This window comes from Candidatus Planktophila lacus (assembly GCF_002287925.1).
GTDB classification, from domain to species: domain Bacteria; phylum Actinomycetota; class Actinomycetes; order Nanopelagicales; family Nanopelagicaceae; genus Planktophila; species Planktophila lacus.
Genome location: NZ_CP016769.1, coordinates 1,022,609 through 1,035,888, shown reverse-complemented (window position 1 = coordinate 1,035,888; position 13,280 = coordinate 1,022,609). Strand labels below are relative to the sequence as shown.

Annotated in this window: 8 protein-coding genes; 4 read left to right on the top strand and 4 right to left on the bottom strand. The window is 47.0% G+C overall.

The window, feature by feature from the left end; genetic code table 11:
- Positions 1 to 44 precede the first annotated feature (44 nt).
- Both A1s21148_RS05170 and A1s21148_RS05165 read left to right on the top strand, forming a co-directional pair.
- A complete protein-coding gene (locus A1s21148_RS05170) occupies positions 45 to 1,736 on the top strand; it encodes a hypothetical protein (protein WP_095671372.1) in 1,692 nt (563 codons plus the stop codon).
- A 53-nt stretch (positions 1,737 to 1,789) separates the two neighbouring features.
- Positions 1,790 to 4,000 (top strand): hypothetical protein, encoded by a 2,211-nt coding sequence (locus A1s21148_RS05165; RefSeq protein ID WP_125932390.1) that lies wholly within the window; start codon positions 1,790 to 1,792, stop codon positions 3,998 to 4,000.
- Here the strand turns inward: A1s21148_RS05165 and A1s21148_RS05160 are convergent.
- A complete protein-coding gene (locus tag A1s21148_RS05160; protein WP_095671370.1) occupies positions 3,990 to 4,853 on the bottom strand; it encodes an alpha/beta fold hydrolase in 864 nt (287 codons plus the stop codon). The genes A1s21148_RS05165 and A1s21148_RS05160 overlap by 11 nt on opposite strands.
- 97 nt (positions 4,854 to 4,950) lie before the next feature.
- Here A1s21148_RS05160 and A1s21148_RS05155 point away from each other — a divergent pair, with 97 nt between their 5' ends.
- Positions 4,951 to 6,153 (top strand): cysteine desulfurase-like protein, encoded by a 1,203-nt coding sequence (locus A1s21148_RS05155; protein WP_095671369.1) that lies wholly within the window; start codon positions 4,951 to 4,953, stop codon positions 6,151 to 6,153.
- 70 nt (positions 6,154 to 6,223) lie between these two features.
- Positions 6,224 to 7,576 carry a metallopeptidase domain-containing protein gene (locus A1s21148_RS05145; RefSeq protein ID WP_223299365.1) on the top strand — a complete coding sequence of 451 codons (1,353 nt, stop codon included), beginning with the start codon at positions 6,224 to 6,226 and terminating at the stop codon, positions 7,574 to 7,576.
- Here A1s21148_RS05145 and A1s21148_RS05140 read toward each other — a convergent pair whose 3' ends face one another.
- From A1s21148_RS05140 to A1s21148_RS05130, 3 genes are read right to left on the bottom strand one after another with little or no spacing between them, the layout of a single operon-like run.
- The gene (locus A1s21148_RS05140) at positions 7,577 to 10,990 is read right to left on the bottom strand and encodes a coiled-coil domain-containing protein (protein WP_095671368.1); all 3,414 of its coding nucleotides are present in this window, start codon (positions 10,988 to 10,990) and stop codon (positions 7,577 to 7,579) included. It lies immediately after the preceding gene.
- Between the two features lie 2 nt (positions 10,991 to 10,992).
- Positions 10,993 to 12,414, bottom strand: coding sequence for a DUF4012 domain-containing protein (locus tag A1s21148_RS05135; protein ID WP_095671367.1), 1,422 nt, complete (start codon positions 12,412 to 12,414; stop codon positions 10,993 to 10,995).
- The gene (locus tag A1s21148_RS05130; RefSeq protein ID WP_095671366.1) at positions 12,408 to 13,265 is read right to left on the bottom strand and encodes an arsenate reductase/protein-tyrosine-phosphatase family protein; all 858 of its coding nucleotides are present in this window, start codon (positions 13,263 to 13,265) and stop codon (positions 12,408 to 12,410) included. The genes A1s21148_RS05135 and A1s21148_RS05130 overlap by 7 nt, the downstream gene beginning before the upstream one ends.
- Between the last annotated feature and the right edge of the window lie 15 nt (positions 13,266 to 13,280).

Here is a 13,280-nt window from a genome sequence, read left to right as displayed (position 1 = left end):
AGATCTTTATAGAGCAATCCAGATAGGAGGGATACATTACTTCAATGAAATTCGCTCACCGCGCTAAATTTGCAGTTCTCATAGGATCGCTTTGCCTTGGCCTCTTAGCCTCGCCAGCGATTAATTCTGCACAAGCAGTTGGTGAAATTGATGAGCAATTTCAGGTTGTAAATCCTCCCGGTCCTGGATACACCGGCTACCTAGTAAATAACTCACGATCTCTTGCTCGATTCTGGACCAACTTAGCAACTTTCAAGATTGAGAATCAGTTAATTACTGGGATGGCCAGATGCAAATCCCTGGATAAGTGCCCGACAAATTTTACTTTTCAATTAGGGGATATGAATTTAACTCCCTGCGCAAACTCAACCGAGGTTGATTGCATTGCAGGTATCACTACCAAGAATTTAACGACGGGCGCAGTTTCAAATTCATTTACCCCAAGACCAGAGTTAACTGAAAACTTTGACGCCGCAGTCAAGGGGGATCCGAGTATCGGATTGCCAAATGGTGGAAACCCGCTGGTTGTTTCGATACCTAGCGCCGCACATTCAGCCGGAGATTTATATCTGGTCAAATCTGACTTTTTTACGCATCGTGACGCAGGCACAGCAAATAGATTCGTTCTAGATCAACTAACTAATAGCATTTATCCGGTTACGGTTGAAACAGGACAATTCGTTCCTGGTGGACCAAATTTAGATCCTATGTTTTACGTTGGAAAGCCAGTGGGACCAGGGACAAACACTATGGACTCCAGTTTATCTGGATTCATAACAGATGACAGATGTTTGATGGCAACTCGAACCACTTGTATAAAGTCGCAACCTTTTCCTGCAAACTACTCTTTTGGAATTAGCCTCAATATGTCTAAGCGCTTTAACGGTTGGCTTTACGGACGAATGGCAAATCCAGAAATATCTGTAACTGCTGCTGCCAGCGGTAGCTCGGTTAAAGTAGAAATTCTTGCTGAGCCAGTAAAGGTGCCGATCGTCTTTGGTTGGACGAAGAATTCAGATCTGACCCCAGAATTGCGCGAGAGATATCAAAAGGATCGCGGCGGAGGTCTCTATGCCGGCGCGAGTCGGCAAGATCCATTTGATTCTGTCTCAATTCTTAAAGGCCACAGCAACAAGTATGACGCTCTTGGAATAGATGAATTCTTGTCGTGGTTGCCATTCCTCGGCGATAAAGCGGTAGCGATGCCTAGCCAGTGGAGTTTTCAAACGCTAAATCTAAATAGCGATACAGCGGTAGAACTTTCGAAATGTACAGCGAGCGTTAATTCTCTCGCCGGTTTGGTCTTTACCAATGCAAGCGTGTTTTCATCTGGCGCACCAGCCTTCAATAAATCTGAAGGAACTTTGGATTACAAAGTTGCATCTCCTCACACCAAACCAGATGGCACTCTAACTACAGGAAGTTATGACTTGGTTCTCAACTCAAGCGTCGCGCGGTGCCTCTATGGATTCTCAAAGGCGCCAATAGGGGCAACGGTTTCAGTATTGAGCAGCGATGGCCAAGCCCAAGTGGCTACAACGGTTGTTAATGAGAAGAACGGTTTCTTCCGAATGGGCGCTTATGGCTTTGGATTCTCATCACCAACTATCAAGATGAAGATTACTCAGGCCGGAACAAGTGGGAGCAAGACAACTATTACTTGCGTAAAGGGGAAAACTTCCAAGAAAGTTACTGCAGTTAAGCCTGTCTGCCCAACAGGATTTAAGAAGAAGTAGATTTCCAAGCCTAGGTCTATTTATTTGTGTACAGCACTTCTATAATAAGTGACGTGGTAATTTCATCGCGAAAAGTGTCGATTCTTCTATTGACCTCAGTTCTATTCCTCTCCTTATTACCTACATCGACTTTCGCCGTTGATACACCTCAGCCAGGTTCTGCAGCCCCTAATGGTCCAGCATTTTCCCCGCCGGAAGATCCTGAAGTTATTAAAGATGCTCGCTCAATTCTGCGTGTGATTGAACCAAGTTCTTCAGATAACGCCATGGTCTACTTCGATCAGAACCAAGTTAATTTCAAGTCATATATTTCTCTAGAGAAACAAAGCGCAGGGCAAGCAGGTGCAGGCGGTGCTGTAACTTGCCTAACACCTGATGATCCAAAGTGTGTTTCCGCACTAGCTGATACATCTTTTCAACAAATCAAATATGACGTGGCTATGGGTTCGTGCGATGCTCGACAAATAGCTGCATGCATTAAGAGTTTGACCCTAGTCAAAGAAGATGGCTCGAAGGTTAAAGCTGAACCGGTTACTAGGGTTTATAGAAAAACAAGTCCGGGTTGGGCATCCACATTCAACTCAAAGACAAATTCAGGTTATCCAGGTTCTGATGGACCTTGGATCTGGAGAATCAACGATGGCGGCAAGAGTACCGATTACCTGATTCTGGGGTTGGTAAGTGCGCTTTTTAATAGACCAAATGGTGTGTCAACTTGGGATGCCTCCGAAAAAAGTCTTCGCCTATCTATTTATCCGGTGAAGAAATTCGAGAACCCGGCGCTAGTTGAAGGATCCGGTGTTACTGGATGTTTAGCTGTTGATACAGGGGTTTGTTATCAAAGAATCGCTTTTGCTTCGAATCTCCGATTTGCCCTTGTTATGAGAATTCCAAAGGTAATCACTGGGTGGCTAAACGGTCGTCTCGATAAACCAGTCGCCTACTCTGAAAATTACGACGAAAACTATTCAGAACTAGTTGTTGAAGGCAACACTCTTGAAGAGATAATGACTGGCAAGTGGCTACCCAATACTGGTGCGGTCACACAGTACCTAGAGGAATCAAAACGTGCTCAGACAGCAGCGCCAGGCTCAAAAAATTTAGATATTGCCGGTATAGATCCTGATGATGCGAATTCAGTTCGCTACTACAGTTCTCTTTCAAAGTTATTCGGCAATTCTGCCCTTTCTAACGCCCTTTCTTGGCGCCTAAATACGACTTCAAGCGCTGGGCAACAATTTTCTGGTCCTTGTCAGAAAACGGATGGAGTGCAAGGAATTGTTACTAGCAATGCATCTGTTTATGAGCCTGGATCTCCGAAGTGGGATGGCAATGAAGGCGCCCTCGGTTATCGAATTGCTGCGCCTACTTTTAAGGCGGATGGTAAAACACAGAATGTTGGCCGATATGCATTTACTATGAAGGCTGAACTTATCAAGTGCGTTTACGGAATGAGCAAATTGCCAGCTTATGCAAAAGTTGAAATTACTTATGACGATACAGGTGAAAAGAAAACAGCGTCTGTAATTCTTGGTACCAATAAAGATTGGGTAAATCTACACGCAGATAACTTCGAGTACACAGGTGCTCCACCGACTGTTAGCGTAAAATTGGATGGATGGGTAAAATCGACTTCTGCAAATTCAAATGCACCAACTCCTAACTCTGGTGCTCAAGGTTCAACCCCTTCTGTACCGAATTCAGGTGGCGGAAAAGTTACGATCACTTGCGTAAAGGGCTCGACAAAGAAGCAGGTGACGGGTGTTAAACCAAAGTGTCCAAGTGGATACAAAATGCAAAACTTTAGCGCACCTGCTGCTCAACAAGTTCAAGTGACCGTAACATGCACAAAGGGAGCAACTAAGAAAATAGTGACTGGTGTAAAGCCACAATGTCCAGCAGGTTACAAAATGAGTGCGGCAACACCAGTAAAAGCGCCGTCAGTTCCTGCACAACCTGCGGCGCAACAACCGGATGCACCTGCAGATATGCCTGCACCGCAATCACCGGCTGGACAACCAGGAACTCCAAATCAACCGACAAAACCACAACCAAATGCACCTGCGCCGCAATTTGATCCAAACGCTGATATAACTATTACCTGTGTAAAAGGTGCTGAATCTAAACAAGTTACAGGTAAATCACCCGTGCAATGCCCTAGTGGTTATCAGATGAAGCCAATGGGACCAGGACAACCAGGTATGCCGGGTCTACCGCTAGATCCAGTTCAACCAGGTATACCGATGCAACCGGCTAAGCAGTAAGCAGGGCAATTGCGCTCTGCATAATCTCTTCCTCGTAGTTCACGTATATCCCTAAGTGGCTTTCGCCAGCGCGGAGTTCTAAGCGGGCGCTTGGCATATTTTCTGAAAGCCATTTTCCGTGTTGAACTGGAACATTCTTATCTAACTCTGCTTGCCAAATGACTGTTGGCACCTTTACATCGCGTGGATCGAAACCCCATGGCTGCAAATAAGAGCTGTAATCATCTGCAACCCAATCCCAGCCTTTTCCCATTGTGAATGCACAGGAATCGAGAACAACTTTCCAAGTTGGCTTTGAGGCTGCCAATTGATCGCGTTCGCTCAATTCTGCTCCAGCAACGGAATCGGCAACGTTTCCATCTTGCCATTTCTGGAAGCGCTTAATTAAGTCGTTGATATCGCGCAGTGCATCTGCGTATTCATCGAGATCAGCTTGTTGCATGCCGTCATAGAAGCGCTCACCGAGTTCAGCAAAGGGAGCCAAGCTTCCGACCGTTACAACGCCAACTGAACGCGGGTCTAACCCTGTTGCGATCGCATGTTGCCCACCACCAGAGAGTCCTAAATTAACAAACTTGGTTATCCCGAGATGTTGGGAAAGTTCAGCAATGTCTTTGGCTACATCAATGGTTAAACGTCCTGGTTGTTTAGTACTTCCTGCATATCCGCTACGCCCAAATGAGAGCGCGAATACGCCTTTAGCCGCGAAGTAATCAAGCCAGGTCTGCCAACCAGCAATGTCTTGAGTTGTTCCAGCATGGAGAATAACCGCGGACTCTGATTTGAGTCCGTTGGTTAGATATTCAAGATTGCGTCCATCGGAGAGCGTGAAATTCTGGCGAGTCTGCGTCATTTAAAAAGCGTATCGGAGAAAGCCTCAGTTTTGCAGGTAAACGACCACACTCTTTTGCTATTGAGAAGTTCATGCAACCGCTGTTAGCCTCAACCACATGAGCTATGACGTCAACAAAGTCCGTGCAAGTTTCCCATCGTTAAATACCGGCCTCGCCTTTTTCTGCGGACCAGGCGGAAGCCAAGTACCTGACGTTGTTGGCCAAACTATCTCCGATGCCATCACTAAGCCGATTTCTAATCGTAATGTGAATACTGAGTCTGAAAAGAACGCGGAAGAAATCGTTCTAAGTTTTCGTGCGGCAGTTGCAGATTTAATCGATGTGGATCCACGTGGCGTTGTCTATGGCCGATCCTGGACGCAACTTACTTATGACTTCTCACGCACCCTTGCCAAAAATTGGGGGCCAGGAGATGAAGTTGTAGTTACTACTCTCGATCATGATTCCAATGTTCGCCCCTGGGTGCAGGCGGCTGAAGCTGTGGGTGCAACCGTTCGTTGGGCGCAGTTGGATCCAACTACAACAGAGTTATCAGTAGAAGCCGTTGAATCTGTTTTATCCGCCAAAACTAAACTTGTTGCAGTAACTGGTGCAGGAAACACGATCGGTACTCGCCCGGATTTAAAGGCGATTGGTGCTGCGGTTCATAAAGTTGGGGCGCTCTTCTATGTCGATGCAGTTCACCTAACCCCGCACGCACCAATCAGTGCAAAAGAGATTGGCGCCGATTTCATAGGGTTTTCCTTCTACAAGATGTTCGGTCCACACTGCGCAGCACTGGCTGCCGCTCCGGCACTCCTTGAAACTTTGCAGAACGATAAGTTGCTGCCCGCAACTAACGTAGTCCCAGAAAGGTTTGAATTCGGTACCTTGCCTTATGAATTAATGGCAGGAAGCGTTGCAGCAATTGAATACATCGCAAACCTTGCACCAGGCAGTGCCACAAGCCGCCGCGACAAGATTGTTAACTCAATGCGCGCTCTTGAAACTTACGAAGATGAACTCTTGGACTACATGGAAAGTTCGCTCAAAGCACTTCCAGGCATAACTCTCTATGGCCATGCCAAGAAGCGCACGCCTACTCTTTACTTCTCATTTAAAGGCTTTGAAAGCGCAGAGATCTACAAAGCGATGGCGAAGAAGTCGGTGACACTGCCAGCATCTAATTTCTATGCCTTGGAAACTTCCCGCAAACTGGGACTTGGTGATGCAGGCGCACTTCGTGCTGGCTTGGCGCCATATTCAACGCGAGAAGATGTTGATCGTTTAGTGGCTGGATTGAAAGAGATTATTGGGTAAGTAACAAAATCACTTTAAAATCTCCTCAACACCACTAGCCTCGACTAAGAAGGAAATCTAAGATCATCCTATGAAGCGATCCATATCCGCAGTCGTTCTTGCCTTGATCATGGTTCTGGTTCCAGCGATGTCGGCTTCTGGCGCAGTTAAGGCGGGAGCGCCTTGTAGCAAACTTAATGCGGCTACAACTGTTTTCGGAATCAAATACAAATGCATCAAGTCGGGCAAAAAACTTGTGTGGAACAAAGGCGTGAAGGTAACCACTTCAACGCCTTTAGCGACGCCAACTCCTTCGGCCACACCAACTCCATCACCAACACCTACTGTCGCACCGGTTGTGGATTCTTCAGCTGAATGTAAATTGCCGGTGGCTGATGGTCGCGGAGATGTGTCCATCGGGGGATGGCCAAGAATTTCCGAGCGATCCAAAACTTTAGGTGATGTCACAGCAACAGTAATCATGGTTGATTTCTCTGATGCTCCCGCCACCATGACTCCGGCAGAGGCACTATCCCGTATTTCGCCGGCGCAAGATGTATTTAAAGAGATGTCATATGGAAAGTTGAGTTATAACTTAAAGCCGCAGTTGAAGTGGTATCGGATGAGTAAGAAGTCCAGTGAGTATGTTGCAGGGGGATGGACATTCTTAAAACATAGGGATTACATAAATGAGGCGGCAAAACTTGCCGATGCAGATGTAGATTTTAGCTCCACCGATAGCTTGATCATCCTCGCCAACCCCGATGCCCAAGGAATGGGTTATTCAGGACCGGCCTTTGCTGCGATTCGCGGTGCTGGCCTAACGTTGGATGGAAGGTACATATCCAATGGGGCAACTTCGGCATACGATTTAAACAATTGGAAATCAATCTGGCTCAATCATGAAATCTCACACAGTATGGGACTTGTTGATCTATACGCATTCACCAGAAGTAACGCTGCCGACCGATATGACGGATTCCGCTTTACCGGCGAATTTAGCTATATGGGATTTAGCAGCTATGAAGCTAATTCTCCAAGTTTGTTGGCTTTTGAACGCTGGAATCTTGGATGGGTTGAAGACTCCCAGATCGAATGCATGAAGAGCGCTCAATTAACTAAGCTGATTTCACCTGTGCAAGCCATAGGCGGAACTAAAGCGGTGATAATCCCAATTTCACGAACTAAAGCCGTGGTGATCGAGAGTAGGCGCCCACTTGGAATTGATAAGGCACTTAACAAATCAGGCGCCCTTGTTTATCTTGTGGATTCTTCAATTCAATCAGGAATCGGCCCCGTAAAAGTCTTTCCTTCAGATCTTGCAAGTGATCCTCGGTACTTAAAGGCACCAAGAGCACTGGGGGAATCTGTGACAGTTGAGGGTGTGACTGTAAAGGTTATTGCTTCAGATGCTTCTGGAGATACGGTCGAAATCAGCAAATAGCTATTTAATCTTCTTCTTTACTGCAATCTTCTTTGCGGTGGATTTCTTCTTTGCAGCCGAAGCCTTCTTGGGCGTGACTGCCTTCTTTCTCGCAGGAGCCGCCTTCTTTGCCACGGCACGTTTAACAGTAGGCTTTCTCGGAGCAGCCTTCTTTGTTCCGGAAGATGTCGTCGCAATATCCTTATTCAGGTTATCAATTCGGATCTTTTTCAGAAGCGCATCAAAATCAAGCTCATCTGCAAAGTCTTTGGAAACTTCTACAGAAGGACGGCTGCGTCTACGTCTGACGGCTAGTGTCGTAAAAAGAGCAACCGCGGCTATAGACCCAACGGCTATTGCAATTGGCTGAAGAGAGAATGAAGTGCCATTCTTCTCTTCGCTGGCAATTTGATCAATTGAGTCACCGATCGCATCGATATCTTTATTTGCCTGGTCTGCAACATCAACGTTATTGGAAAGAACATCTGCCACCGATTGATTGCCAGCCTGTGCTTTCTGACTCGAAATCAATTTTTGCTTAGCCAACGCTAGTTTGTTTTGGGCGCTCTGAGCGCTAATTTTGACAGCGTTTAGTTGCACCTTCTTATCATTCAGAGCACTCTTGCTGGCAGAGATCTTCTTCTCGGTTTTGAGAATTTCAGTGTTTAGAACGGCAACTTCATCTTGATACTTTTCGATCTCCTTCTTTGAAGCTCGTATCTTTGCCTGAAGAGTCTTCGCCTCGTTTACTGTCTCTTCCAATTTCGTTTGGATCTTGGCAAACGCAACCTCAGCCTTCCCGGCTTCAGCCTGGGCTTTATCGGCTTCCTTCTTATCGCGCGCATAACGTGCTGCAGCCTGATCAGCAAGCGTCTTCAACTTTGAAGTATCCGTAGCCATGGATAGATTCGCACCATCTTCCACTTCGAGGTTTTCTACCGTGGCGGGTTTCTCTGTTGAAATCAATGAGCCATTCTTCCGGGCTGAGTTGTAAGCCGCCAATGCGCTATCTGCGGCTCGCTTACTCTCTTGTGCAACCCTTGCCTTCTCATTGGCAACTGCTTCAGCCTTCTGCGCAGTTACTTTAACCTCCGAGTATTCCTCTTGAATATTGCTGATTTCGATACGCAACTTCTCGTATGTGCCCTGCATCTTAGAAACTTGGGTAAAGGTTGAATCAATCTTCGCCTCTAAAGCCTTCTTATCATTTACCGCCGCTTCTAACACCTTGGTTTCTTGTAGCAACACTTTCTCAACCTTGGCTACCTCTGCTTGCGCAGCAGTTAACTTAGCCTGCACATCTTTAGCTACCTGTTGCGCTGCCTCAACAACTTTCTCAGCCTGCTTTACCTGTTCGATAGTCTTTTCATTTTTTGAGTCAAAGTTGGCGACTGCTTTATCAGCGGCAGCACTGCTTACTTTTAGCTTATCTTTAATCTTTGCAATCTCTTCTTCAGCTTTTTTCTTTGCAGCCTCTATTGTTGCGGCTACTTTTTCATCCATGGATTTTGCCTCGGCCGCTGCACGTGCAGCCAATTCTTCGGCCTCACGTTTCTTCGCTTCGGCTTGAGCCACCGCATTATTCTGATCACCGGCCAGGTTATCTAAAAGTTCTTGTGCTTCTTGAGCTTTTCTCTCTTCCTCTTCCTTCTCTTTCGCTGATTTCTCAGCCGCTAGCCTTTCCTGTTCAGCTTTCTTAGCAGCCTCCTCGGCTGCAGCTCGCGCAGCAGCAGCGATTTGAATATTTGAAGAACGGTTTGATGAATTTGAAGCGGCAGCAGCAGCCGCCGCACGTGCTGCTTCTGCTGCGCGTTCAGCAGAAATACGAGCAGCTTCTTCAGCAGCTAGTTGATCAGTTAGCGCCTTTGCAGCGGCTTTCGCAGCATCATCTGCGGCTTTCGCAGCATCTGCAGCAGCCTTTGCTGCAGCAGCAGATGCGCTGTTGGCATCCCCAAGAGATGCAAGAGCCGCTGCGGCCGCATCGGCAGAATCCGCTCCACTAGATGCCACCGACTCAAGTGAATCAGCAGCTTTATCTAGCGCAGAAGATTTTGCATTTGCAACGGCAGCTGCCGCATCGGCAAGTGATTTTGCGGTCGCAATTGCAGCTAACTCTGCTTGACGCAATAAGTACTGCGTTGCAGCCGCCTTGGCATCATTTTCAAGTTTTAACTTTGCTGCAGCTTCATTACGAGCGATTCCATCCAAACGAGCTTTTTCAGTTGCGGCCGCTTCGGCAAGTTTGCGCGCGTCATCGGCAATTTTTGCTGCTGCCGCTTGTGCATCATCCGCCGCTTTTTTCGCAGCATCAGCAATTGCTTTCGCCGCCGCAGCTTCCTCAGCTGCTTTATTGGCAGTCTCAGCAGCAGCTAGAGCAGCCTTGCGGTCATCATCGGCCTTCTTGGCGGCAGCCTCAGCATCAGATTGTGCTTTCTGCGCTGCTACTAGCGCAGCAGCGTCATCGGCCTTCTTCTTTTCAGCGTTCTGCCAAGCAGTTCGTAAGGCTGAAAGTTCGGCATCGGTGATGAAAGCAAGTGGAGTATCAAGAGCAGCGTTTAACTCGGCTTCATCTGTTGTGACTATAAAATTTTGAGTTCTGAGGGCGACACCTCCGGCTGCTTCGTACGCGGTCTTAGCATCTGCAGCAGCGCTAGTAGAGGCTGTTGCGGCTGTTTGAGCACTGGCTGCTGCAATTTTCGCTGCAGCTTCTTCATTGGCGCGGCGCGTCGCTTCTGCGACTGCTGCAACTCGAGCACTCTCCGCCGCAGCCGCCGCATTTACTCGACGAGTATTTTCCTCATCTGCTAACCGTTTCGCCTCAGCCTTTGCCGCAATTTCTCTCTCAAGTGCGGCACGTTGTGCTTCATAAACTGCTTGCGCCGCCGCTGCCTCCGCTTGCTTCTTCAGAGTTTCTTTACGTTGTTCTTCAGCCGCAGCATTCGCAGCATCAATTTTTGCTTGTGCTGCAGCTTGTTCCTCGACTAATTTCTTAGCAGCGTTTTCCGCCGCAACTCGCGCCGCTTCAATGCGGGCGTTCTGCTCAGTTAGCGCAGTCTCTGCATCAGCTTTCGCTTTATCGGTTCTGACTTTTTCAGCCGCCGCTTCTTCTGCCGCTTTTCTAGCCGCCTCGGCTGCAGCAGCAATGTTTCCGGCTGCGATCTGTGCGGCAATTGCATCTGACTCAGCTTTTTCTTGCGCTGCCTTTAACGCTGCGGCTTCAGCAGCAACTTTATCTGCCGCCGCCTTAATCGCCGCCGCCTTATTTGCTTCTTCAACTGGATCTAAACAGTCTGGAAGATCTGGGGGATAGGCGGCAGGCCCCAAGCAAACTGATGCCGCTTTTACATCAGTACTAGGTAATTGCGTGAAGATTAAAGTTAATGAAATTGTCAGAGCAAGAGTTATTAAACGATTTGTTCTAATCGTTTTTACCATTGCTAACACTTATCCTTAATTTCGATTTGGGTCTTGCGCACAAGCGGCTGATCGATAAAGGTGATTTTACCGACGCCACCAGCAAAGTTAGCCTGTAACTCTTCACTCTCACCAGGAGAGAGATCAACATCTGCTACATACACAGGACGTAAGCGTTCTTTTGAACCACCACCTAAATCTGCTGTTCGGTTTTCACGCCAAGCATCAACCAGCTGCGCCCCCGTTGGTCCGTAAATGAAAACCTTGAAGCGATGTGCGCCAGTTATTAAATCTGCAGGCTTTCCCTTATCGGCACGCGTCAAAACATATGCTGGCAATCCTTTGCCGCTTTTTAGAGTATTTGTCACAACAATACGTACTTGCGTTTTCTTAACATCTTTACACTCCATAGATTCAACGACAACATCGCGATCTAGGTAGTAATCCAACTTACTCGCATCAATATTCTGGATAACGGTTCTAAATTCGTTATTTGGTTCCTTCGACATATATCCAGCAACTCTGGATCGAGAGAGGATTTCCTCTGCTTTTTTATCAGTTGAGTAAATTAAAATGCGGTGCTCAATTATCCCTTGAACCAGACCCGCAACCATTTTTCGCCTATCAAAATCTTGAGCAACTAATTTCGCTGCAGCAGCATTTAGGATTTGTACCAGATAATCCTTACGGGCTTTATTGTCCTTTTCAAAACGTTTATATGCTCTCTCCAAAGTTTCAGAGACGACATTATCTGCAGTTATCTTTTCACCATTTAGTAATTCAATTGGTCCGGTTGCCTTCAAGATGTAACTTAGAGCGCTGGGATCAACGGCGATAACTCCATCTAAATCTTCGTTATAGGCCTTCTTCCAAAGCCCCATCCAGATTTCGGCGCCATAAGGAAAATGCGGGGATAGGTTTGAATTCTGCAAAATTCCTGGGTTATTTCCATATAGCCGTAGAAATTCTTGCGGCATATCTATAGGCAGGGTAGAGATCGACATCGAATAAAGCGAAGCATTTGAACCAGTTCGCAGGACTTTCAAGTTGCCTTTATTCATCTCAACGATTGCAAAGGCACCCAAGATGCCACCGGTTCCGCGAGCTTCAGCGCTATTTTGAAATGAAATTAAATATTTCTTTGGACCATTGGCACCTGCGAGTATCGGTCCTGCTTCAACCAGAGATCGGATTTCATCGCGGATAGGCGAAACATCAAGCCCTGCCGCATTTAACAACTGCTTAAGTACGGGTACATCAAGATCTGCAATCAACTTATCGACTGATTCGGCGAAATTTTTAGAGTTCGCACTACTTTCTTCACCACGCACTAGGGCGATATACCCGCTGGCTCCCGTAGCCACGGGAAATAGATGCACGGTGACTACCAATAAGTATGCAATGGGTATGCCAAGCAGAACCAAGAGATATTTAGGCTTTAACATGAGATCACCGAGAACTCATCTGCCATGTAAGAAGCCAGATAAGAATCCGCAAGTTTGCGCATATGCGAATGGCGGGGGGCAGTGACAACTACCACGGGAGCAACCTGGCTCATCTTGGCTAGAAAATTGCGCCATTGCTCTTTAATAAAAAATTTCTCGGGAAAATCCACTTCGCGTACATGTGTGAGGATTTGATTTGAACTTAGCGCTGCAAAGTCGTATTCATCTAGTTTTTGAATATCAAAAAAAACTCTCTCAAGTCCGGCGTTTGCAATCTCCGCATCGTGCGGTGCCCGAATATCACCATCTATCAAAATCGCCCCACGGTTAACTCGCTCCAACTGCGCATGGGCAAGGGCCATTCCCAAATCGCTGACTCCATGTGGAATAACGGCTATGACAGGATTCTTATGTGCATAGCCTCCGAGATCTAGCACTGCACGTAGTGATACAGCAGCTACTTTTCCAAGTTCGCGCTTCATCGCATCAAAAGCCAATCCTTCAGGATCGCGCGGTGTGAAATCTTGATCTTCAAAAATTTCATCATAGGAGCGCAAAACGTTCTTGTAGCCGAGTTCAGTTATAGCCATTTTCTGGTCAGCTTCTGCGACAACGATTAAATCAGAGCTAAGAATCTGAGCCTCATCGTTAAAAATGGTCGTTGAACTCTTCTTAGTTGCGTTAAGCCCCCACTCTTTTGCCGCAGCCAGAACCGAATCCATAATCGGAGTTCCATAAATTGCCTTGACCCCGGTAGAGAAAAATTCGTGCTCAGGGAAATTCTCATTAAGCAGCATTTCTGCAAAGGGAGATCGCGCCTGATTCATTGTGCAGACGAGTCCGATACGCATGAGTTAAGGTTACTG

What these genes read in the sequence shown, in the direction of transcription:
- A1s21148_RS05170 (WP_095671372.1), top strand. Translation starts at nt 45, where the DNA reads ATGAAATTCGCTCACCGCGCTAAATTTGCAGTTCTCATAGGATCGCTT.
- A1s21148_RS05160 (WP_095671370.1), bottom strand. Translation starts at nt 4,853, where the DNA reads ATGACGCAGACTCGCCAGAATTTCACGCTCTCCGATGGACGCAATCTT.
- A1s21148_RS05155 (WP_095671369.1), top strand. Translation starts at nt 4,951, where the DNA reads ATGAGCTATGACGTCAACAAAGTCCGTGCAAGTTTCCCATCGTTAAAT.
- A1s21148_RS05145 (WP_223299365.1), top strand. Translation starts at nt 6,224, where the DNA reads ATGAAGCGATCCATATCCGCAGTCGTTCTTGCCTTGATCATGGTTCTG.
- A1s21148_RS05140 (WP_095671368.1), bottom strand. Translation starts at nt 10,990, where the DNA reads ATGGTAAAAACGATTAGAACAAATCGTTTAATAACTCTTGCTCTGACA.
- A1s21148_RS05135 (WP_095671367.1), bottom strand. Translation starts at nt 12,414, where the DNA reads ATGTTAAAGCCTAAATATCTCTTGGTTCTGCTTGGCATACCCATTGCA.
- A1s21148_RS05130 (WP_095671366.1), bottom strand. Translation starts at nt 13,265, where the DNA reads ATGCGTATCGGACTCGTCTGCACAATGAATCAGGCGCGATCTCCCTTT.